This window comes from Streptomyces sp. NPDC006332, assembly GCF_040612855.1.
GTDB lineage: Bacteria > Actinomycetota > Actinomycetes > Streptomycetales > Streptomycetaceae > Streptomyces.
The window spans coordinates 1-23000 of the sequence record NZ_JBEXRA010000086.1 but is presented as its reverse complement, the minus strand read 5'-3'; the positions used below and the strand labels follow the sequence as shown (position 1 = coordinate 23000).

Here is a 23000-nt window from a genome sequence, read left to right as displayed (position 1 = left end):
GCGCCTCCGGATGTCGCCCGAAGGACTCTCCCGCACGGGGTCAGCAGCCGTTTGCCAGCGTACCAGCGAGATCAGCGCTTGAGCGTTCGAGTGGCGTCGTCCTCGGTGGCGATGGCCGCGATCTGCGTTCCGGTCCTTCGCCGCGTTCAGGGTCGCCGTGCGGGCGGCCGCGTAGTTCGTCGAGGACGTCATGTAGACCGTCAGCGCCCGGTACCAGATCGCGCCCAGCTTGTCCCGGCCGATCCCCGTCACCGCCTTGCCGTCGTGGGTGGGGGAGTCGTAGCTGACGCCGTTGATGGTCTTGGCGCCGCTGCCCTCGGCCAGCAGGTACGCGAAGTGGTTCGCGACCCCGGACGAGTAGTGGACGTCGAGGTCGCCGAGCGAACTGCTCCAGTAGTCCGCCGACTTGCCGTCCTTGGACGGCTTGTCCATGCGGCGCAGGGCGTCCCGGCCGAAGTCGGAGCGGACCACCTTCTCGCCGATCAGGTAGTCGCCAGGGTCGGAGGGGTTGTCGGCGTGGAACTCCACCAGGGTGCCGAAGATGTCGGAGGTGGCCTCGTTCAGGCCGCCCGACTCGCCCGAGTAGGCCAGCGCCGCCGTCTTCGACGTCACACCGTGTGACATCTCGTGGCCGGCCACGTCCAGGGACACCAGCGGACCGAACGTCTTCCCGTCACCGTCGCCGTACGTCATGCAGAAGCAACTGTCGTCCCAGAAGGCGTTGTTGTAGTTGTCGCCGTAGTGCACCCGGTTGTACGAGCCCTTGCCGTCGCCCGCGATGCCGTCGCGGCCGTGGACGTCCTTGTAGTAGTCCCAGGTCTCGTCCGTGCCGTACTGTGCGTCCACCGCGGCCGAGGCGCGGTCGGCGGAGGTGCCTGTGCCCCAGTGGTTGTCCGGGTCGGTGAAGACCGTCGAGGGCGCCGGGCTCGGGCAGATCGTCAGGACGCACAGGTCCGTCTTGTTCGCCGCGTCACCGGTGTAGGTGTTCCCGCGCGTGGAGTCCTTCAGCTGGTACGTCGATCCCGACAGCGTCGTCTGCAGCGGAACCGTGCCGCCGTACAGGGACTTGCCGTCGCCCGACGCCGTCTCGATGGTGCTCCAGGCGTCGATCTGGCTACCGGTGCCGGCGTCCGTCAGGACCGTCCGCGCGGCGGGGTTGCCGAGGGAGTCCTGCGCGACGGCGTTCGTCCGCCAGGCCAGCTTCGGGGTGCCGTGCAGGGTGTCGACCACCAGCTGCGACTTGGCGGTGATCCGGCGCAGGGTCTCGCCGAGGTTGACGGCGCGCAGCGCGTTCACCGCGAGGTCGGCGGCCTTCGGCGCGGACAGCTTCGGCGTGACGCTCGCGAGCGAGATCACGCCCCTGGTGGCGAGGCTGGCGCCGCGGTAGCTGCCGTCGGGGGCCAGGTGCACCACGAAGTCGCCGCCGAGAACGGGCAGTTGGTGGTACGTACGGTCGTAGCGGACGTGTTGTGTGCCGTCCGCGTCCACCACGACGTCCCGGACGGTCGTGGCCTGCGCGTCGCTCAGACCCAGCGCCGCGGCCCGGTCCGCGAGCACCGACGTCGCGTTCTCGATCGCGGTGGCCCGGGTCGGCCGGTCGGCCGCGTCGGCGGCGGGACTGAGTGCGGTGGCCAGCAGGGTGGCGGTGGTGGCGGCTGCGCCGACGGTGGCGAGACGACGGGAACCTCGGGCGTACGGCCGTATCCGGCTCATCGGTCTCCTCGGAAAGGCGCCTGAGAGGGCGTGAGGGCGTGAAGGGGGCGCGCGGAGCGTGGGGGGTGGCACATGACGTGAGAGCGCGGAGGGGCGTGAGAGCGCGGAGGGGCGGGGGGCGCAGTGGGGCGGGGGCGCGTGACGTGGGGGCTTCGCGGATCTTGATCAAGATTGAACGCGCCATAGACATGCCATGTCTATGGCGCCGAGGGGGAGGTGTGTGAGGAGTGAGAATCGTTTCTGTGACCGCCCAGCAACTGCCCTTCTTCGTCTACGGGACCCTCCGCCCCGGCGAGCCCAACCACGACCTCTTCCTGCGCGGCCGCACCCGCTCCGAGGAGCCGGGCCGGCTCGACGGCGCGGTGCTGTACGAGGGGCCCGGCTATCCGTACGCCGTGGAGGACCGCGGGGGAGTGGTGCACGGCGAGGTCGTCACCGCGCTGCCCGAGGTGTACGGGGAGTTGCTGGTCGCGCTGGACCGGCTGGAGGAGTACGCGCCGGGGGATCCGCGCAGCCTCTACGAACGCGTGGAGCGCGAGGTGATCCTCGACGGCGACGGGCGGACCGTACGCGCATGGGTGTACGTCGCGGCGCCCTCCGTGGCCGCCCGTCTGCGCGCCGCCGGGACGCCCATCGGGAGCGGCGACTGGTCGGCACGGTGAGCCGTAACCCCGCCGCCCACCCCACCCCGACGCGCCCCGCCTACGACTCCACCGTCTCCAGCCGCACCGCGCACGCCTTGAACTCCGGCATGCGTGACGTCGGGTCGAGCGCCGGGTTGGTGAGGGTGTTGGCGCGGCCCTCGCCGGGCCAGTGGAAGGGCATGAACACGGTGTCCGGACGGATCGCGGTGGTGATCCGGGCCGGCGCCACGGCACGGCCCCGCCGGGACACCACGGCCACCGGGTCGCCCTCGGCCGCACCGAGCCGCTCCGCCAGCCGGGGGTGCAGTTCGACGAACGGACCGGGCGCGGCGGCGTTCAGCTCGTCGACGCGGCGGGTCTGGGCGCCGGACTGGTACTGGGCCACGACCCGCCCGGTCGTCAGCAGCACCGGGTACTCCTCGTCGGGTTCCTCGGCGATCGCCCGATGCGAGACGGCGACGAAACGGGCCCGGCCGTCAGCGGTGGCGAAACGGTCGAGGAAGAGCCGGGGAGTGCCGGGATGCGGCCCGTCGGAGGCGTCGTCGCCCGATGCCACCCCCACGCTTGCGTCCCCGCCCGCGTCACCACCCCGCGCCCTGTCCCCGTCCCCGTCCCCGTCCGTCGCCGGACACGGCCAGAACACGCCGTTCTCCTCCGCCAGTCGGCGATAGGTGATCCCGGAGTAGTCCGCGGGTCCGCCCGCGCTGGCCCGGCGCAGTTCCTCGAAGACCTCCTCGGGGTCGGTCGGGAAGCCCTTCTCCACGCCGAGACGTGCGGCCAGTTCGTGCATGACTTGCAGATCGCTGCGGATGTTCTCCGGCGGGGTGATCGCCTGCCGGCGCAGCAGCACCCTGCCCTCCAGGTTGGTGGTGGTGCCCGTCTCCTCCGCCCACTGGGTGACCGGCAGGACGACGTCCGCGAGCTCGGCGGTCTCCGAGAGCACCACGTCACAGACGGCGAGGAAGTCCAGCGACCGCAGCCGCTCCTCGATGTGCGCGGCGCGCGGCGCCGACACCACCGGGTTCGACGCCATCAGCAGCAGTGACCTGATGTCGGTGCCGAGCGCGTCCAGCAGCTCGTACGCGCTGCGCCCGGGGCCCGGCAGCGAGTCGGGGTCCACGCCCCATACCTCGGCGACATGCCGCCGCGCCGCCGGATCGTCCAGCTTGCGGTAGCCGGGCAACTGGTCGGCCTTCTGGCCGTGTTCGCGTCCGCCCTGCCCGTTGCCCTGCCCGGTCAGGCAGCCGTACCCGGACAGCGGACGCCCCGCGCGGCCGGTCGCCAGGCACAGGTTGATCCACGCGCCCACGGTGTCCGTGCCCTTGGACTGCTGCTCGGGCCCGCGCGCGGTGAGCACCATCGCGTTCTCGGGCTCGCAGAACATCCTTACCGCTTCCCGGAGTTGCGGAACGGACACCCCCGTGATCCGTTCCACGTACTCCGGCCAGTGGGCCATCGCCGCCGCGCGGGCGTCCTCCCAGCCGGCCGTGCGTTCGGCGACGTACGCCTCGTCGACCCGTCCCTCGGCGACGATCAGGTGCAACAGCCCCAGTGCCAGCGCGAGATCCGTGCCCGGCCGGGGCGCCAGATGCAGGTCGGCCTGCTCGGCGGTCTTCGTGCGGCGCGGGTCGACGACGATCAGCGTGCCGCCGTTCTCCCGCAGCTCGGTGAAGAACCTCAGGGACGGCGGCATGGTCTCGGCGAGGTTGGAGCCGACCAGGATCACGCACCCCGTCCGCGGGATGTCCTCCAGCGGGAAGGGCAGCCCGCGGTCCAGGCCGAACGCCTTGATCCCCCCGGCCGCCGCCGACGACATGCAGAAACGGCCGTTGTAGTCGATCTGCGAGGTGCCCAGGACCACCCGCGCGAACTTGCCGAGCGTGTACGCCTTCTCGTTCGTCAGGCCGCCCCCGCCGAAGACCCCGCACGCGTCCGGGCCATGTTCCGTACGCGTGCGGGACAGGCCCTCGGCGATCCGGTCCAGTGCCTCGTCCCAGGTGGCGGGCACGAGCGCGCCGGCGGAGCGCACCAACGGGGTGGTCAGGCGCACGCTCGACGCCAGCACCGCGGGCGCGGTACGGCCCTTGCCGCACAGCGCCCCCCGGTTCACCGGGAAATCCGTCCGCTCGCCGACCTCGACGGTCCCGTCCGGCGTGGGCGTCAGGTTCATCCCGCACTGCAGGGCGCAGTACGGGCAGTGCGTGGGCGTCACGGAGTTCTCCATGCCACTCAGCGTGCTTCGGACGTGTTACGCCCCGGGCGGCACCGTGTTACGCGACCGGGACGGCGACCTCCCCGCACGCCTGGAGGCGCCGTGAGGCGCACATCCCCCTCAACGCGCCGACGCCAACGCCCGGCCGACCCCGGGCTCCCTCGGCCCCAGGAACCGCGGATCCGGCTCGAACACCGCGTCCAGGGCGGCCTTGCCCGCCGCGAGGATCTCCCGGGCGCCCCCGTAGTACCAGGTCACGTCGTGCTTGGCGGCGACGCCGACGCCGTAGGACGTCACACCCGCCGCCCGGCACAGCGCGAGCGCCCGTCGGATGTGGAAGTCCTGGCTGATCAACACGGCCTTGTCGACGCCGAAGATCTTCTTCGCGCGCACGCAGGAGTCCCAGGTGTCGAAGCCCGCGTAGTCGCTCACGATCCGCGTGCCCGGGACGCCGTGCCGTGTCAGGTAGGCGCGCATGGCGTCGGGTTCGTCGTAGTCCTCGCGGCTGTTGTCGCCGGTAACCAGGACCACCTCGATCCGGCCCTCCCGGTACAGCTGCGCCGCCGCGTCCAGCCGGTGGGCGAGGTACGGCGACGGCTCGCCGTCCCACAGACCGGCACCGAAGACGACGGCGACCTCGGTGCGGGGCGCGTCGGCCGTGGTGCGCAGCCGCCCGTCCGTCGAGACGTACAGCCAGGTCGCCGGCAGCAGAGCCAGCACGCACCCCGCCATCACGGCCTGCACCAGCCGCCGCTGCCCGGCGCGGGTACGCGGCAGACGGGGTCGCCGCAGGGGTCCACGCAGGGGTCTTCGCAGCTTCGGCAGACGCATCGACGGTCCCTCCCCGGTCGGTCCTTCGGCAGTCAGAGACGACAGCCAAGCCCGCCCGGTTCGTCGGCCGTCCTGTGACCAGCTTCACCCGTGGACGACGGAACCGCAGGTCACGGCACCTCACAGTGCCCCGAAGCCCCCCGTGAACCGCCGGAAAACACCCGTCATTCCCGTGCAACGGGAAGGCAACCTCACGCCGTCACCATCGACACATGACGGCGATCAGTACGGCGCACCACATGAACCCGATCAGCAGCCGGCTCGCCACCCGGCTCGGCCTCGTCGCGCTCGACGGCCGACGCCGGCCCGAGCCGCCCGCGCTCGTCGTCGTGGCCCACGGCAGCCGCGACCCGCGCACCCTGAGCACCGTCCACACGCTCCTCGACCAGGTCCGTGAGCTGCGCCCCGGCCTGCCCGTGCGCCTCGGCCACATCGAGCTGAACGCGCCGCTGCTCCCCGACACGCTTGCCTCCCTGGGCACCGGCGACGCCGTCCTCGTACCGCTGCTCCTCAGCCGCGGCTACCACGTCAAACGGGACATCCCCGAGATGGCCGCCGCCGCACCGGCAACCACCCGCGTGGCCGCCCCGCTCGGCCCGCACCCGCTGCTCGTGGACGCCCTCTACGACCGCCTCGTCGAGGCCGGCTGGCGCACCCCCGTGGACGAGGCGACCCGCCGCACCAGCGCGGTGGTTCTCGCCGCGGCCGGTTCCCGCGACCCCGACGCGGCCACCGACACGAGCCGCACGGCCCACCTCCTCGCCGAACGCCTCGGCGTCCCGGTGATCCCCGCGTACGCCTCAGCCGCCAAGCCCACCATCGAGACGGCCCTCCGCGCCCTGTCCGCCCGAGGCCGCCACCGAGTCGCCGTCGCCTCCTACTTCACCGCCCCCGGCCTCTTCGCCACCCAGTGCGCGTCCAAAGCCCCCTGGATCGCCTCGGCCCCCCTCGGCACCCACCCCGCCCTGGCCCACCTCCTCCTCCACCGCTACGACCACTCCCTGTCCACACGGACCACAACGGAACCCGCCCTGGCCTCAGCCTGAAACCCCGGGCAAGCACCCCCACCTAGGGGAGGGGGGAACGGCGCGACCAACCACATCGCACCCGCACCCGCCCCACACCGGACGAGGCAGACGCGTAGGCCCCCGACGCTGACCACCGGCGTCAGCCTGAATCCCCGGGCAAGCCCACCCACCTAGGGGCGCGGGGAACTGCGCGACCAACCACATCGCACCCGCACCCGCCCCACACCGGACCAGGCAGACGCGTAGGCCCCCGACGCTGACCACCGGCGTCAGCCTGAATCCCCGGGCAAGCCCACCCACCCCCAGGGGCGCGGGGAACTGCGCGACCAACCACATCGCACCCGCACCCGCCCCACACCGGACGAGGCAGACGCGTGGGCCCCCGACGCTGACCACTGGCGTCAGCCTGAATCCCCGGGCAAGCCCACCCACCTAGGGGCGCGGGGAACTGCGCGACCAACCACATCGCACCCGCACCCGCCCCACACCGGAACCAGGCAGACGCGTAGGCCCCCCGATGGCGACCACCGGCGCTTAGTGTCAACCCATGGAAGGCACCGAACGCACCGCACCCGAACACCCCCACACCCCACCCCCCGGCTACGACCCGACGTCAGTCGCCCGCTGGGCCGCAGAACCAGACAAACGCCCAGGCCGCACCGCCTTCCAACGCGACCGCGCCCGCATCCTGCACTCGTCCGCCCTCAGAAGGCTCGCCGGCAAGACCCAGGTGGTCACACCAGGAACCCGGACCCCCGCCTGGGACGCCAGCCCCCGCACCCGCCTCACCCACTCCCTGGAATGCGCCCAGGTCGGCCGGGAACTCGGCGCCGCCCTCGGCTGCGACCCCGACCTGGTCGAAGCGGCCTGCCTCTCCCACGACCTCGGCCACCCCCCGTTCGGCCACAACGGCGAACAGGCCCTCAACGAGTTCGCCGACGACTGCGGCGGCTTCGAGGGCAACGCCCAGTCGCTCAGGCTCCTCACCCGCATCGAACCCAAACGCTTCGTCGCCGAGGCCTCCGTCGGCCTCAACCTCACCCGCGCCGCCCTGGACGCCGCCACCAAGTACCCCTGGCCCCGAGGCGCCCACCCCACCGACCCCCGGTCCCCGAAGTTCGGCGTCTACGAGGACGACCGGCCGGTGTTCGACTGGGTCCGCGAGGGCGCCCCCGGCACCCGTACCACCTTCGAGGCCCAGGTCATGGACTGGGCGGACGACGTGGCGTACTCCGTGCACGACGTCGAGGACGGCCTGCACGCCGGCCACATCGACCCCGACCTGCTGCACGCCGAACCGGAACGCCGCGCGGTCTTCGCGGTCGCCGTCGGCCGGTACGTGGCCGAAAACACCGACCACGCCGAACTCGCCGCCGCCCTCGACCGGCTCCAGGACCAGGAGTGGTGGCCGCACGGCTACGACGGTTCGGCCGTCGCCCAGGCCCGCCTCAAGGACGCCACCAGCCAGCTCATCGGCCGTTTCTGCCTCGCCGCCGAGACCGCCACCCGTGCGGCGTACGGCACTGGCCGGCTGACGAGATACCGCGCCGAACTCGTCGTACCGCGCGAGACCCGCCTGGAGTGCGCGGTCCTCAAGGCGGTCGCCGACCGGTACGTCATGCAGCGCGCCGAACAGGAGCGGCTCCGTGCCGACCAGCGGATCGTGGTCGCCGAACTCGCCGAGGCGCTCACCGCCCGCGCCCCCGACGGGCTCGACCCGCAGTTCCGGGCCCTGTTCGACCAGGCAGCGGACGACCGCGCGCGCAAGCGGGTGATCGTCGATCAGATCGCCTCCCTGACCGACGCGTCCGCCCGTTCGCTTCACGCCCGTCTGACCGGGCATCTGTGATGCTGAAGCGACAGGGGTGACATGACGCGTGCCCGAATGTGACCCTCCGTGGCCTGATCGGGCCACTCCCTCTTCCCGCATCACACCCCGTGCGGGACGCTCGCATGTGGCGGCACGCTTATGAGGAGGCAACAAGTGGTCGACGCGGATCAGACATTCGTCATCGTCGGAGGCGGACTGGCCGGGGCGAAGGCGGCCGAGACGTTCCGGGCGGAGGGCTTCACCGGCCGCGTGATACTGATCTGCGACGAACGCGACCACCCCTACGAGCGCCCGCCGCTGTCCAAGGGCTACCTGCTCGGCAAGGAGGAACGCGGCACCGTCTTCGTGCACGAACCGGCCTGGTACGCGCGCAACGACATCGAGCTGCACCTCGGCCAGACCGTGGACGCCATCGACCGTACGGCCAAGACGGTCCGCTTCGGCGAGGACGGCACGCTCGTGCGCTACGACAAACTGCTCCTCGCCACCGGTGCCGAACCCCGCCGCCTGGACGTCCCGGGCACCGACCTCGCGGGCGTCCACCACCTGCGCCGACTCGCCCACGCCGAACGCCTCAAGGGCGTCCTGGCCGCCCTGGGCCGGGACAACGGCCACCTCGTGATCGCGGGCGCCGGCTGGATCGGCATGGAGGTCGCGGCGGCGGCCCGGGAGTACGGCGCCGAGGTCACCGTCGTCGAACACGGGGCGACCCCGCTGCACGGCGTCCTCGGCCCCGAGCTCGGCAACCTCTTCGCCGAACTGCACCGCGAGCACGGCGTCCGCTTCCACTTCGGCGCCCGGCTCACCGAGATCGTCGGCCAGGACGGCATGGTGCTGGCCGTCCGCACCGACGACGGCGAGGAGCACCCCGCGCACGACGTCCTCGCCGCGGTCGGCGCGGCCCCGCGCACCGCACTCGCGGAGGCGGCCGGACTGGAGCTGGCCGTCCGCGCCGACGGCGGCGGCATCGCGGTCGACTCCCGACTGCGCACCTCCGACCCCCACATCTACGCGGCCGGTGACGTGGCCTCGTTCCACCACTCCCTCTTCGACACCCGGCTGCGCGTCGAACACTGGGCGAACGCCCTCAACGGCGGCCCGGCGGCGGCCCACGCGATGCTCGGCCGGGACGTCACCTACGACCGGGTGCCCTACTTCTTCTCCGACCAGTACGACATGGGCATGGAGTACTCCGGCTGGGCGCCCCCGGGGTCCTACGACGAAGTGGTGATCCGGGGGGACGTGGGCAAACGTGAGTTCATCGCGTTCTGGGTGAAGGAGAACCGGGTGCTGGCCGGGATGAACGTGAACGTGTGGGACGTCACAGAGCCCATCCAGCAGCTGATCCGCTCCCGGGCACAGGTGGACACCGAGGCGCTGGCGGACCCGCACGTCCCGCTGGATCGTCTGGTCCCGTGAACCCGCGAGGCGATCGACTGTCCCACCGTCCCCGTAGAATCCATGCGTGGCTGGACGGATCAACGACGAGGACGTGAAGGCGGTACGGGACGCGGTCCCGATCGACGCCGTGGTGTCCGAGTACCTCCAACTGCGCAACGCGGGCGGCGGAAACCTCAAGGGGCTGTGCCCCTTCCACGACGAGAAGTCGCCGTCCTTCCAGGTCAGCCCCAGCAAGGGTTTCTTCCACTGCTTCGGCTGCCAGGAGGGCGGCGACACCATCACGTTCGTGATGAAGGTCGACCACCTCTCCTTCTCCGAGGCCGTCGAGCGCCTCGCCGCCCAGGCCGGCATCACCCTGCGCTACGAGGAGGGCGGCTACAACCCCGCCCACCAGCGCGGTGAGCGGATCCGCCTGGTCGAGGCCCACAAGATCGCCGCCCAGTGGTACATGGAGCAGCTGGCCACCAGCCCGGAAGCCGACACCGGCCGTACGTTCCTCGCCGAGCGCGGCTTCGACCAGGCCGCCGCGGAACACTTCTCCGTCGGCTACAGCCCCCAGGGCTGGGACCATCTCACCCGCCACCTCCGCGGCAAGGGCTTCACCGACAAGGAACTCGTCCTCTCCGGCCTCTCCCAGGAGGGCCGCCGCGGCCCCATCGACCGCTTCCGCGGCCGGCTGATGTGGCCGATCCGCGACATCGGCGGCGAGGTCGTCGGCTTCGGCGCCCGCAAGCTGTACGAGGCGGACAACGGCCCCAAGTACCTCAACACGCCCGACACCGCGATCTACCGCAAGTCCCAGGTGCTGTACGGCATCGACCTGGCGAAGAAGGACATCGCCAAGTCCAGCCGCGCGGTGGTGGTCGAGGGCTACACCGACGTCATGGCCTGCCATCTGGCGGGAGTGACGACGGCGATCGCGACCTGCGGCACCGCCTTCGGCGGCGACCACATCAAGATCCTGCGCCGCCTCCTGATGGACAACGGCTCGGCCCGCGTGATCTTCACCTTCGACGGCGACGCGGCCGGCCAGAAGGCCGCCCTGCGCGCCTTCGAGGACGACCAGAAGTTCGCCGCCGAGACGTACATCGCGATCGCGCCCGACAACATGGACCCCTGCGAGCTGCGCCTCGCCAAGGGCGACGAGGCGGTCGCCGACCTGGTGGAACCCCGCACCCCGCTCTTCGAGTTCGCGCTGCGCCAGATCGTCGTCCGCTACGACCTGGACACCCCGGCCGGCCGGGCCGCCGCGCTGGACGAGGCCGCCCCCATCGTCGCCCGCATCAAGAACAGCGGCGCCCAGCACGAGGTCGCCGTCCAGCTGGCCGGCATGCTCGGCATCCTCGACACCCAGTTCGTGGTCAAACGCGTGGCCCAGCTGGCCCGTTGGGCCCGCGACCGAGGCGGCCGCGGCCCCGCGCCGGCCCGCGGCCCAGGGCAGCAGCAGTACGACGCCGCCCCCCGCCCCGCCCCGTACGGCGCCGCCCTGAACCTGCGCAACCCGGTCTACGCCACCGAGCGTGAACTGCTCAAACTCGCCCTCCAGCGCCCGGACCTGGTCTCACCCGCGTTCGACGCCTACGGCATCGACGAGTTCACCGCGGCGCCCTACGCGGCGGTACGCGAGGCGATCATGGAGTCGGGCGGCGCCGAACTCGGCGTACCGGACCCCCAGGAGTACCTGGTCCGGGTCCGCGGGACAGCCCCGGACGACGCCGTACGCGCGATGGTCACCGAACTGGCCGTCGAGCCCATCATGCGGCGCACGGTGGACGAGGTGTACGCGGGCATGGTGCTGGTCACCGTCCGCCGTCGCGCCGTGGAGCGCCGGATCCGGGACGTCCAGTCCCAGATGGCCCGGCTGGCAGCGGGCGGCGATCCGGCCCAGTCGGCCGCCGTGCAGAACGAGTTGTGGGTACTCCAGCAGTACGACCAGGCACTACGCGAGCACGGAGCCGCTGCGCTCTGAGGAAACCGCTCGGGCCGGATCACCACGCGGTCACGGGCCGGACTCAAAAAGTCACCGCACGCCCCTCGTGGCGGCGATGTGTCGTACTCCACACTGGGTTGCGGTGCCTGAGTCCTCGGAGCGCGGCCGATCCGTTCCCAGCGGATCCCACACCCCCGCGGTCGCGCTCATCGCGTACGGGACGGACAGCGGCGAGGCCGTCGACTCCGCCCCCGAAGTACCGCTGCCGCACACCTCAGCAGCGATCATCCTGGAGGTCGCCCCCGTGCAGACCCAGACCCTCACCCAGACCGACATCGGTACCGACGACACGGAACCGGACCCCGAGACCGACGCCCTCGCCGCGGTCCCCCCGCAGAGCCGTGCCGTGCACCATCCCGAGGCGGAGCCGGAGACCCCGGCCGAGCTGGAGGAACCACCCCCGGACGCGGTCGAGAACGCCGAGGCCCCCGAACCGGAACCCGTCGAACCCCCCGAACGGACCCGCGCCAAGGCCGACACCAGCGGACCCTCCTCGGACCTGTTCCGCCAGTACCTGCGCGAGATCGGACGCATTCCGCTGCTCACCGCGGCGGAGGAGGTCGACCTCGCCCGCAAGGTCGAGGCCGGCCTGTTCGCCGAGGAGAAACTCAGCACCACCCCCAACCTGGACAGCGAACTCGCCCACGACCTGGACCGGCTCGTCGTCCTGGGCCGGATGGCCAAACGCCGACTGATCGAGGCGAACCTGCGGCTGGTCGTCTCGGTCGCCAAACGGTACGTCGGCCGCGGCCTGACCATGCTCGACCTGGTCCAGGAGGGAAACCTGGGCCTGATCCGGGCGGTCGAGAAGTTCGACTACGCCCGCGGCTACAAGTTCTCCACGTACGCCACCTGGTGGATCCGCCAGGCCATGTCCCGCGCCCTCGCCGACCAGGCCCGCACCATCCGCGTCCCGGTGCACGTGGTCGAGCTGATCAACCGCGTCATCCGCGTCCAGCGCCGGATGCTCCAGGAACGGGGCTACGAACCGACGCCGGAGGAAGTCGCCCACCACCTCGACCTGGCGCCGGAACGCGTCAGCGAGGTCCTGCGGCTGGCCCAGGAGCCGATCTCCCTGCACGCCCCCGTCGGCGAGGAGGACGACGTCGCCCTCGGCGATCTCATCGAGGACGGCGACGCCACCAGCCCGGTCGAGTCGGCGGCGTTCCTGCTGCTCCGCGTGCACCTGGAAGCGGTCCTCTCCACCCTCGGCGAACGAGAACGCAAGGTCGTCCAACTCCGCTACGGCCTGGCCGACGGCCGCCCGCGCACGCTGGAGGAAATAGGCCGCATCTTCGGCGTGACCCGTGAACGCATCCGCCAGATCGAGTCCAAGACCCTCAACAAACTCCGCGACCACGCCTTCGCCGACCAACTACGGGGCTACCTGGACTGAGGCAGGCAACACCGCCCCCACCCGCTGCCCCCCAGCCCCTCCGGCGTTTGAGGAGCGGGGGTCTGGGGGCAGAGCCCCCAAATTCGGGACGGGTAGGGCGGCTGTTCTCCAGCCCCTCCGGCGTTCGAGGAGCGGGGTCTGGGGGGGCGGAGCCTCCCAGGTACGGGACGGCTAGGCCGGCTGTTCTCCAGCCCCTCCGGCGTTTGAGGAGCGGGGTCTGGGGGGCGGAGCCTCCCAGGTACGGGACGGGTAGGGCGGCTGTTCTCCAGCCCCTCCGGCGTTTGAGGAGCGGGGGTCTGGGGGCAGAGCCCCCAGGTACGGGACGGGTAGGGGCGGCGGGGGCGAAAAACGCTAATCCACCTCAGCCACCGCCTGCGCGAACTGCGCCTTGTACAACCGCGCGTACGCCCCGTCGGCCGCCAGCAGATCCGTGTGCGCCCCCTGCTCGACGATCGACCCGTTCTCCATCACCAGGATCGTGTCCGCGTCCCGGATCGTCGACAACCGGTGCGCGATCACGAACGACGTACGCCCGTGCGCCAGCTTCGCCATCGCCTTCTGAATCAGCACCTCGGTGCGCGTGTCCACGGAACTCGTCGCCTCGTCGAGGACCAGGATCACCGGGTCGGACAGGAACGCCCGCGCGATGGTGATCAGCTGCTTCTCACCGGCGCTGACCCCGCTGCCCTCGTCATCGATCACGGTGTCGTAGCCGTCCGGCAGCGTCCGCACGAACCGGTCCGCGTGGGCCGCCCGCGCCGCCTCCTCGACCTCCCCGCGGGTGACCTCCCGCGAGGCGCCGTACGCGATGTTCTCGGCGATCGTGCCGCCGAACAGCCAGGTGTCCTGGAGCACCATGCCGATCCCGGCGCGCAGTTCGTCGCGGGACATCCTCGCGATGTCGACGCCGTCGAGGGTGATCCGCCCGCCGGAGACGTCGTAGAACCGCATGAGCAGGTTGACCAGGGTGGTCTTGCCCGCTCCCGTCGGCCCCACGATCGCGACCGTGTGCCCGGGCTCCACCGTCAGCGACAGATCCTCGATGAGCGGCTTCTCGGGGTCGTACCGGAACGACACGTGCTCCAGCGCCACCCGCCCGCGCAGTTCCTCCGGCCGCACGCCCGGCACCGGATCCGCCTCCTGCTCCTCCGCGTCCAGGAGTTCGAAGACCCGCTCGGCCGAGGCGACACCCGACTGCACCAGGTTCGCCATCGACGCGACCTGCGTCAGCGGCATCGAGAACTGCCGCGAGTACTGGATGAAGGCCTGCACGTCACCGATGGACAGCGTGCCGGAGGCGACCCGCAGCCCGCCGACGACCGCGACCAGCACATAGTTCAGGTTGGACACGAACATCATCAGCGGCTGCATGACCCCGCTGTTGAACTGCGCCTTGAACCCGGCCTCGTACAGCGCGTCGTTCTGCTCGGCGAACCGCTCGGCCGACTCGTCCTGCCGCCCGAACACCTTCACCAGGGTGTGCCCGGTGTACATCTCCTCGATGTGCGCGTTGAGCTTGCCGGTGGTGCGCCACTGCTGCACGAAGTGCGGCTGTGACCGCTTGCCCACCCGGGTGGCCACCACGAACGACAGCGGCACGGTGACCAGCGCGACCAGCGCCAGCAGCCACGACACCCAGAACATCATCACCAGCACACCGATGATGGTGAGCACCGAGTTGATCAGCTGGCCCATCGACTGCTGGAGCGTCTGCCCGATGTTGTCGATGTCGTTGGTGGCCCGGCTGAGCACCTCACCGCGCTGCCGCTTGTCGAAGTACGACAGCGGCAGCCGCGACAGCTTCGTCTGCACGTCCTCGCGCATCCGGTACATGGTCCGGTTGACCGCCCGGTTCACCAGCCGGGTGGCCACCGCCATCAGCAGACCGGCGATGACGAACACGGTCAGCGCCAGCAGCAGCACCTCCCCGACGGCACCGAAGTCGATGCCCTTGCCGGGGGTGAAGTCGGTGCTGCGGAGCATGTCGGCGACGGAGCCCTCGCCCCGCTCCCGCATGGACCGAAGGACCTCCTCCTTGGTGGCCCCGGCCGGCATCTGCCGCCCGATGATGCCCGAGAAGACCAGGTCGGTGGCCTTGCCGAGGATCTTCGGCCCCACCACCGACAGTCCGACGCTGACCACCACGCAGAACAGCAGCGCGTAGATCGTCAGCCGCTCGGGCTTGAACTGACCGATGAGCCGTTTGCCCGACCCCTTGAAATCCATCGAATGGCTGTCGGGACCCGCCCCGGCCATCATCCGTGCCGCCGGCCCCATCAGGCAGCCTCCGCTTCCGTCAGCTGGGAGAGCACGATCTCCCGGTAGGTCTCGTTGTCCGCCATCAGTTCGTGGTGGGTGCCGGTGCCGACGACCCGGCCCTCGTCGAGGACGACGATCCGGTCGGCGTCCCGGATGGTCGCCACCCGCTGGGCGACGATCACCACGGTCGCCTCGGCGGTCTCCCGCGCGAGAGCCGCGCGCAGAGCCGCGTCTGTGGCGTAGTCGAGCGCGGAGAAGGAGTCGTCGAAGAGGTAGATCTCCGGCCGTTGCACCAGGGTGCGGGCGATCGCGAGCCGCTGCCGCTGACCGCCGGAGACATTGGTACCGCCCTGCGCGATCGGCGCGTCGAGCCCGCCGTCCAGCCGCTCGACGAAGCTCTTGGCCTGCGCCACCTCCAGCGCGTGCCACAGCTCCTCGTCGGTGGCGTCCGGATGGCCGTAGCGCAGGTTCGTGGCCACCGTGCCGGCGAACAGGTACGGCTTCTGCGGCACCATCCCGACCGTCTTCGCCAGCAGCCGCGGCTCGATGGCCGCCACGCTCACGCCGTCGACGAGCACCTCCCCGTCGGTCGCGTCGAACAGTCTCGGCACCAGCCCGAGCAGCGTGGACTTCCCGCTGCCGGTCGAGCCGATCACGGCGGTCGTCTCACCGGGCAGCGCCACCAGGTCGATCGACCTGAGCACCGGCTCCTCGGCCCCCGGGTAGTGGAAGCCCGCGCCACGGATCTCCAGATGGCCGTGCCGGCGCAGCTCCGTGACCGGGGCCTTCGGCGGCACCACGCTCGACGAGGTGTCCAGGACCTCCTCGATGCGCTCGGCGCACACCTCCGCGCGCGGCACCATCATGAACATGAAGGTGGCCATCATCACGGACATCACGATCTGCATCAGATAGGCGAGGAACGCGGTCAGATCGCCGATCTGCATGGCCCCGCTGTCGATGCGGTGCGCGCCGAACCACACCACGGCGATCGACGACAGGTTCACCACCGTCATCACGATGGGGAACATCAGCGCCAGCAGGTTGCCGGTGCCCAGCGACATCTCGGTCAGGTCGGTGTTGGCCTTCCGGAAGCGCTGCTGCTCGTACTCGTCCCGCACGAACGCGCGGATGACCCGGTTGCCGGTGATCTGCTCGCGCAGCACCCGGTTCACCGTGTCCAGCCGCACCTGCATGGACCTGAACAGCGGGCGCAGCTTGCGGATGATCAGCGTCACACTGACGCCCATCACCGGTACGACCGCGACCAGCACCCCGGACAGCGGTACGTCCAGACCGAGCGCCAGCACGATCCCGCCCACGCACATGATGGGCGCCGACACCATCAGCGTGAACGTCATCAGGGCCAGCATCTGGACCTGCTGCACGTCATTGGTCGTACGGGTGATCAGCGAGGGCGCGCCGAACTGGCCGACCTCGCGGGCCGAGAAGGACTGCACCCGGTCGAAGACGGCGGCCCGGACGTCCCGGCCCATCGCGGAGGCGGTCCGGGCGCCGTAATACACGGCACCGATGTTGCACACGACCTGTACCAGCGAGATGCCGATCATCAGGGCGCCGAAGGACAGGATGTATCCGGTGTCGCCCTTCACCACGCCGTCGTCGATGATGTCCGCGTTCAGCGTGGGCAGGTAGAGGGTGGCGCAGGTCTGCAGGAACTGCAGCAGCACCAGCAGAGCGATGGGTTTTCTGTAGGGCCTGAGATGGGCCCGCAGAAGTCGTATGAGCACGCTGTGTCTCTCGGAGTCGGCGGTGGGGCGGCGATGGTTTGGTTGCCCCTGGCCCCTATCGTCGGACACTCCACCCGCGTTACCTCAACCGAATTAAGCCGACGTGGTGGCCCGTTCGGCTCTACGGGGGCTCCTCCTACCGGTTTCTTACCTTCCGCGAGGCCGCTTCCGCCCCTACGTCCGGAAGACCCCCGGATGTGTCTGCTCCCGCACCGACACGAACTGCTGCCGCACCGCCTGCCCCACGGCCAGTTCCTCACCGGGGTCCAGCACCTGCGCGGCCGCGCCCTGCCAGGCCGGCGGGTTACGCGGATCGAGCGTGCCCTGCGACACCCCGAGCGACCAGGCGGCCTGCCGGGCGGCACCGATCGCCGCGTAGTCGGCGGGCTGCGGCACCACGACCTGCGTCCCGAACAGGGCGGGCGCCGAGGCCTGCACGGCGGACAGCTCGGCGGCCTGACCGAGCAGGAAGATCCGGCGCACCTCCACACCCCGGCCGCGCAGCACGTCGAGCGCGTCCGCGAGTCCGCACAGCATGCCCTCGAACGCGGCCCGCGCCAGATGCTCCGGCTTCATCGACTCGCGCCTGAGGCCCGACAGCGTCCCGGCGGCGTGCGGCAGGTTCGGCGTGCGCTCACCCTCCAGATAGGGCAACAGCACCAGCCCGTGGGCCCCCGGAGTCGACTTCATCGCCAGATCCGACAGGCTCTCCAGATCGGGCACCCCGAGCATCTCGGCGGCCCCCCGCAGGGTCCGTACGGCGTTCAGGGTGGTGACGACGGGCAGGTGCATGCCGGTCGCGTCGGCCAGGGAGGTGATCATCCCGGTGTTGTCGACGAGCGCCTCGGGATGGACGGCCATCACGGACCCGGAAGCGCCCAGCGACACCACGGCGTCCCCGAAGCCCAGGCCCAGCCCGAAGGCGGCGGCCATGGTCTCTCCGGTCCCGGCGGAGATCAGCAGCCCCTCCGGTGTCGTACCGGCCGCGTCGGCGGGACCGATCACCTCGGGCAGCATCGCCTGGTGGCCGAGCGCCAGCTCGACCAGGTCGGGCCGATAGCCGCCGCTGGCCGCGGACCAGTACCCGGTACCGGAGGCACCGCCCCGGTCGGTGGTCCTTCGCACCGGCCGGCCCAGCAGCTGCCACACCAGCCAGTCGTGCGCCTGTAGGAGGACGGCGGTGCGCCGGGCGTTGTCCGGCTCGGTCCTGTTCAGCCAGCGCAGCTTGGTCACCGGCTGCGCGGCCTGCGGAACACAGCCCACCGCCTGCGCCCACGCCTCGCGTCCGCCGAGCGCGTCGATCAGATCGGCCGCCGCGACCTGCGCCCGCTTGTCCCCGCCGACCATCGCCGGCCGCACCGTGTTGCCCTGGGAGTCCAGCGGCACCACCGCGTTCTGCTGCGCGGACACGCCGATGGCCTGCACGCCCTCCAGGAGCCCGCCACCGGCGGCTTCACCGAGGGACAGCAGCCAGGCCTGCGGATCGACGTCGGCAGGCCGGCCGCCGCCCTCGGCGTTCTCCACCGGATGCGGCGCATACCCCTGCCTGAGCACGGCACCGGTGTCCGTGTCGCAGACGACGATACGAGTGAAATCGGGTGAACTGTCCAACCCGGCGACTATCCCCATGGCCAAAATTCTGCCGCACTGTGAGGGCTGTCGCTGCCGGGCCGCAGGGGTGGACCCGTTCCTCGCCTGTTCCTCAGGTGTTGCTGGTGCCCCAGTCGTCCGCGCCGGAGCCGTCCGCGTTGCGTTCGCGCAGGGACCGCACCCGTTGTGCCACCGAGTCCGGAACCCGGTCGCCGACCTTGTCGCTCACCACGTGGTACGCCTTCCCCGCGAACTGCCGGCCCTGCTGTGCGGCGGACTCGGCGGTGTTGCGGACGGCGGGGTTCTGCGAGACCTGGCGCGCGGAGTTCTTCAACTGCTCGTAGCGCTCGCGTCCGGCCTTCGTGCCCAGGACGTAACCCAGAGCGAGCCCGACGACGAACGTGAGCCGGTAGCGCATGGCGGCCACCCTTCCCTTGTGTGCTTCCTAGGCCTGGTGTCGGTGCCGGAGGGGAACCGATTGGCGGAGCACCCCCCTGCTTGCGCTAATGTATGTGTCGCAGCGAGCGCCCGCCCCCTGGCGAATACCCAGGGAGTTACGTTCGATGCAACGAGGCAATCCTCCGTAGCTCAATTGGCAGAGCAGCCGGCTGTTAACCGGCAGGTTACTGGTTCGAGTCCAGTCGGGGGAGCTTCGATCTTCCGTAGCTCAATTGGCAGAGCAGCCGGCTGTTAACCGGCAGGTTACTGGTTCGAGTCCAGTCGGGAGAGCAGCGTGAAGAGGGCCCCGCAGGGGTCCTTTTTCATGTCCGGCGGAACCGTGCGCGACGCGGCGCGGTCCTCAAGGACGTGCACGCCGGGCGAAGTCGACCATCCGAAGCAGGAGATCGTATGAGCGGCTATGCTGCGGCAGACGGCGCGCACACGTGTACGCGACACGCCGTTATGGGGCGGTAGCTCAGCCGGTTAGAGCAGCGGACTCATAATCCGTCGGCCGTGGGTTCGAGTCCCACCCGCCCCACTTGTGCAGGGTTCTGACCTGCGGAAACGTTCATTTTGTCCTGCCGGATCGTCAACTTTGCCTGAACGGACTGAATCCGCTGCTCGCGGGTTTGACGCCTGGGTGTGTCTGCTTTGGCTGATGGCCTTCTGACCTGCATGGACGCGTACCGATGTGCTGCCACTGAGACGTGTTCCGCCCGGCTCTGTTGCGACAGGGTCATGTATTGAGGCCATCCTGAGGCCGGAGGCGCGGGGGAGAGGCTCGGAGGGCGTTGGACTTGAGGACTGCGTTCCACGCTGCCCCGGGGAGCGGAGTGGGTGCGGCGTGGTGGCAATGGGCTCATGCAGTTGCCAACGAGGCCGATCGGCGCGCGAGAGAAACGGCCCGTACTGAAAACGGCCCCGTGACCCGAGACGAGTGGGTGCACGCGTCCCGATGGCCAGGGCTGTCGTCGTGGGAGTTCCTTGGGTTCGGCCGCCTTGCTGAGGAGTCGAAAGCCATCGTGATGTAGCCCTGCCCAGCGAGCAGCCGGCCGTGCGGGCCCAAGGTCTGGCTCCCCTTCACGCCGAGGAACGGGTGGCCGACGAAGATGGCGCGGCTGATGGTCATGGCGGTGGTATTAGCTGTCCGAGAAGGTCCTGAAGAGAGTGCTTTCGCAGGCCCCTCACGCCAGACCATGAACTGCAGCTTCACGAGGCACGGGTCTCACTCGGCGAGGAAGTTGGTCGCCTGGGTGACGAACTCCTTGGCGTACTGGAAGAGGAAGCCGTGGCCTGCGCCGGTGTAGAGGACGAGGGTGGCGTTCTCCAGGTGCTGGACTGCTGCATAGGAAGCCAGGGCGGGGATCATCACGTCGTCCACCCCGTTGGCGTACAGCACCGGTTGCTTGATGGATTCCAGGCCGGCCTGTACCTGCTCCCACGGGGTGGACACGCTCTTGCCGACGGCGGTGAGCAGGCCTGCGGCCGCCTCTTGTGACACGTAGGGGCGCCCGGTGGCGAACCGGGGGGAGACGTGGGCGATGTGCTGGCGGCCGGAGGCAGTGGCCGCCTCGGTCTCCGGGTAGAACAGGTAGATCATGTCGTCCGCGTCGGGCTCTGGCTTGGCCATGATGCCCAGGACCTTCTCGCTCAACTCCGGCGCGCCGGGCACCTGGCCGCCGGGGGTGCTTCCCGCCACGATGAGCTTGCGCACCAGGTCGGGGCGCTTGAGGGTGACGTGCTGGGCGACGATGCCGCCCAGGGACCAGCCGAGCAGGTCGGCCTGGGTGAGGCCGAGGGCCTCGATGAACTCGATGGCACCGTCGGCGAAGCCCTCGACGGAGTCACGCGGAGTCCCGTCGGTGTAGCCGATGCCGACGTTGTCGAACACGATCACGTCGTGGTCTTCGGCCAGAAGGTCCAGGAACTCCGGGTCCCACCAGTCGAGGGTGCCGCGGAAGCGGTTCAGCAGGACCAGCGGGGTGCCGCCCTGCGGGCCCAGCCGCCGGTAGGTGAACGTCGCGGAGGAGCCCTCCACGGTCAGGTTGTCGGCCTTGTCTGCCAGAAACGTGCTCATGACCAGGTTCTCTTTTCGTGTTCGGCGTACCCGGTGGGAGGGGCAAAGCGAGTGTCGTCCGCTCTCGGCGGCGATCACACGTCCTCGCCCCACCCGCTAAGTAAGACGATCGGTGTACTTAAGAGAACCGTAGCAGCCACGTCGGGCTATGTAAACCGATCGGTATCCTTACGCTATGACCGAACCAACCCCCGTACGGCGACGCCGCGGCCGCGGCGCCCGGGAGCGGATCCTCAAGGCGGCGACGAAGCTGTTCACCGCCCAGGGGATCAACGCGACCGGAATGGACCAGCTCTCGACGGTCGCCAACGTCTCCAAGCGCACCCTGTACACGCATTTCCCCAGCAAGGACGAGCTCGTCCAGGCATACCTGCAGGCACTGGAGGACAGCGACCTCCCGCCCCTGCAACCTTCCGGTGAGCCTTCCGACGAGCCGGCGCTGGATCCTCGCACGCAGCTCCTCGCGGTTTTCGACTGGACACCGCAGGACACGACCGCTCCACTGCGAGGCTGCCCGTTCTTGAACGCCGGCATCGAGGTGCCCGACCCGGGCCACCCCGTGCACCAGCTGGTTGCGGCGCACAAGAGGGAATTCGCCCGTCGTCTTGCGGGCATCGCACGACAGGCTGGGATCGCGGACCCGGAAACCCTCGGCGAGCAACTCGCCCTGCTCTACGACGGCGGGGCTGCCCGCGCCGCCGCGCTCAACAGCGGTCACACCGCCACGTGTGCCCGATCCATCGCGGAGCTTCTGATCGACACCGCCCTTGCCGCCGGCGACCCGGCATCTCCCCGATGAGACCGACAGCCTGCACCCGGCCACTCGCGTGGCATGACCAGCTCGCGCAGAAGCTGCGTGCGGCCGGTCTCGGATCCATCGCCGACCTGGGATCGTCGGGCTGGACGACAGCGCCCCGGACGTCGACCCGGCGGTGATCACCGGCTACAAGGCGGCACGGAACAGACCCCTGACGCGTGGTCAGAGGCTGTACGGCAATGCGCTGGCGGCCGTGAGCGCCCCGGTCGAGCACGGGTTCGCCCACCTCAAAAACTGGCGCGTTCTCGGCAAGGTCCGTGCCGACCCGGCGTGGGTGACCGCCCTGGTCAAGGCCCTGCTGGTCTTCACGAACCGCTAAATCTCCCCGTGACCGACGATCTTCACCGAAGTCATCCGCCATGACCAGCGTGAGCACCCCGAACGTCACGCACACCGCACCCGTGACCAGCAACGTCACGATGCTCAATGACCTCTTCGGATGAGGGCAGTCAGTGCACGCCCTACGCGGGTTCGTCCGGAGTCCGGCACGGCCCTCGTCCGTCGCTGCCGTTCGGCTGGGCGTGCATCGCCAGATCGATATGCGCCCTCGACAGCCTCACGCATAGTGATGCGACCTGGATGTCTCTGGCTGGCGGCGCTGCGCTGCGTATCGCGTGCTCTGTCCTGCTCGACCTCGCCATTTCGGCTATGCCGCCGTGTGCACCCGGGCTCCTGGTCAGCCCTGGCGTCGCGGCGATCTGCTTCGTCGGGGCGTTCGCGTCCCGGGCGAGGACCCGCTCCGCCGTCTGAGGGGTCGTGCGCTCGCTGCGCTCGGCGCGCACCGCGGCCCAAGCTGATCCGCCGCATCGCCAGCTCATCGATTGACTCTCGGTAGCAGATACGTGAGCGCTACTGATTTACTATTAATTGATGCTTGCTTGTTGCCGCTGAATGAGTATCTGATACATTGATGAAACCGATCGAGGGTTGCCGGGTCGGCAGGTGCAGGTATGAGCACCGCCGTCGTCCGCACCCGGCACCGCGGTCCCATGCCCTCGGTGCGAGGGCATCCCTCTCAT

Annotated in this window: 16 protein-coding genes and 3 tRNA genes; 11 read left to right on the top strand and 8 right to left on the bottom strand. The window is 70.2% G+C overall.

What is annotated here, in order from left to right:
* Positions 1-1713, bottom strand: a 1713-nt coding sequence (locus ABZ027_RS40685; protein ID WP_356777677.1) for a M4 family metallopeptidase, incomplete at its 3' end; no start/stop codon positions are given.
* A 233-nt stretch (positions 1714-1946) separates the two neighbouring features.
* Here ABZ027_RS40685 and ABZ027_RS40680 point away from each other — a divergent pair.
* Entirely contained in the window at positions 1947-2375 is a 429-nt protein-coding gene (locus ABZ027_RS40680) for a gamma-glutamylcyclotransferase family protein (RefSeq protein ID WP_356777681.1), read from the top strand.
* 40 nt (positions 2376-2415) lie between these two features.
* Here the strand turns inward: ABZ027_RS40680 and ABZ027_RS40675 are convergent, their stop codons facing one another.
* The gene (locus tag ABZ027_RS40675) at positions 2416-4581 is read right to left on the bottom strand and encodes a molybdopterin oxidoreductase family protein (RefSeq protein ID WP_356777675.1); all 2166 of its coding nucleotides are present in this window, start codon (positions 4579-4581) and stop codon (positions 2416-2418) included.
* A 108-nt stretch (positions 4582-4689) separates the two neighbouring features.
* Positions 4690-5400, bottom strand: a complete 711-nt coding sequence (locus tag ABZ027_RS40670) for an ElyC/SanA/YdcF family protein (protein ID WP_356777673.1) — start codon at positions 5398-5400, stop codon at positions 4690-4692.
* A gap of 212 nt (positions 5401-5612) precedes the next feature.
* Between ABZ027_RS40670 and ABZ027_RS40665 the strand changes: the two genes are divergently transcribed.
* The 5 genes from ABZ027_RS40665 (at position 5613) to ABZ027_RS40645 (ending at position 13046) form a co-directional block, all read left to right on the top strand.
* Positions 5613-6446: a sirohydrochlorin chelatase gene (locus ABZ027_RS40665; protein ID WP_356777671.1), complete on the top strand. Its 834-nt coding sequence runs from the start codon at positions 5613-5615 to the stop codon at positions 6444-6446.
* Positions 6447-6975: 529 nt separating this feature from the next.
* Positions 6976-8277 carry a deoxyguanosinetriphosphate triphosphohydrolase gene (locus ABZ027_RS40660; protein ID WP_356777669.1) on the top strand — a complete coding sequence of 434 codons (1302 nt, stop codon included), beginning with the start codon at positions 6976-6978 and terminating at the stop codon, positions 8275-8277.
* Between the two features lie 135 nt (positions 8278-8412).
* A complete protein-coding gene (locus tag ABZ027_RS40655) occupies positions 8413-9678 on the top strand; it encodes an FAD-dependent oxidoreductase (RefSeq protein WP_356777667.1) in 1266 nt (421 codons plus the stop codon).
* 46 nt (positions 9679-9724) lie between these two features.
* Positions 9725-11629: a DNA primase gene (gene dnaG / locus ABZ027_RS40650; protein WP_356777665.1), complete on the top strand. Its 1905-nt coding sequence runs from the start codon at positions 9725-9727 to the stop codon at positions 11627-11629.
* A 103-nt stretch (positions 11630-11732) separates the two neighbouring features.
* The gene (locus tag ABZ027_RS40645) at positions 11733-13046 is read left to right on the top strand and encodes an RNA polymerase sigma factor (RefSeq protein ID WP_356777663.1); all 1314 of its coding nucleotides are present in this window, start codon (positions 11733-11735) and stop codon (positions 13044-13046) included.
* Between the two features lie 351 nt (positions 13047-13397).
* Here the strand turns inward: ABZ027_RS40645 and ABZ027_RS40640 are convergent, their stop codons facing one another.
* The 4 genes from ABZ027_RS40640 to ABZ027_RS40625 all read right to left on the bottom strand — a co-directional run bounded on the left by ABZ027_RS40640 (position 13398) and on the right by ABZ027_RS40625 (position 19064).
* Entirely contained in the window at positions 13398-15326 is a 1929-nt protein-coding gene (locus ABZ027_RS40640; protein WP_356777679.1) for an ABC transporter ATP-binding protein, read from the bottom strand.
* Positions 15323-17056: an ABC transporter ATP-binding protein gene (locus ABZ027_RS40635; protein WP_356777661.1), complete on the bottom strand. Its 1734-nt coding sequence runs from the start codon at positions 17054-17056 to the stop codon at positions 15323-15325. Before ABZ027_RS40635 ends, ABZ027_RS40640 begins: the two co-directional genes overlap by 4 nt.
* A gap of 174 nt (positions 17057-17230) precedes the next feature.
* Positions 17231-18685, bottom strand: a complete 1455-nt coding sequence (locus tag ABZ027_RS40630) for an FGGY family carbohydrate kinase (protein WP_356777659.1) — start codon at positions 18683-18685, stop codon at positions 17231-17233.
* 73 nt (positions 18686-18758) lie between these two features.
* On the bottom strand, positions 18759-19064 hold the full coding sequence (locus tag ABZ027_RS40625; RefSeq protein WP_356777657.1) for a YtxH domain-containing protein: 306 nt from the start codon (positions 19062-19064) through the stop codon (positions 18759-18761).
* Between the two features lie 159 nt (positions 19065-19223).
* Between ABZ027_RS40625 and ABZ027_RS40620 the strand changes: the two genes are divergently transcribed.
* From ABZ027_RS40620 to ABZ027_RS40610, 3 genes are all read left to right on the top strand, one after another.
* A tRNA-Asn gene (locus ABZ027_RS40620) sits at positions 19224-19296 on the top strand.
* Between the two features lie 6 nt (positions 19297-19302).
* Positions 19303-19375 (top strand) — tRNA-Asn (locus ABZ027_RS40615).
* A 176-nt stretch (positions 19376-19551) separates the two neighbouring features.
* Positions 19552-19625: transfer RNA gene (locus ABZ027_RS40610), tRNA-Ile, on the top strand.
* A gap of 687 nt (positions 19626-20312) precedes the next feature.
* Here ABZ027_RS40610 and ABZ027_RS40605 read toward each other — a convergent pair.
* Positions 20313-21164: an alpha/beta hydrolase gene (locus tag ABZ027_RS40605; RefSeq protein WP_356777655.1), complete on the bottom strand. Its 852-nt coding sequence runs from the start codon at positions 21162-21164 to the stop codon at positions 20313-20315.
* A gap of 175 nt (positions 21165-21339) precedes the next feature.
* On the opposite strand from ABZ027_RS40605, the gene ABZ027_RS40600 reads away from it, so the two are divergent.
* Together ABZ027_RS40600 and ABZ027_RS40595 are read left to right on the top strand one after the other, a co-directional pair.
* Complete coding sequence (locus ABZ027_RS40600; protein ID WP_356777653.1) at positions 21340-21963, top strand: TetR/AcrR family transcriptional regulator; 624 nt, start codon at positions 21340-21342, stop codon at positions 21961-21963.
* 133 nt (positions 21964-22096) lie between these two features.
* Complete coding sequence (locus ABZ027_RS40595) at positions 22097-22300, top strand: transposase family protein (protein WP_356777651.1); 204 nt, start codon at positions 22097-22099, stop codon at positions 22298-22300.
* The last annotated feature ends 700 nt before the right edge of the window (positions 22301-23000 follow it).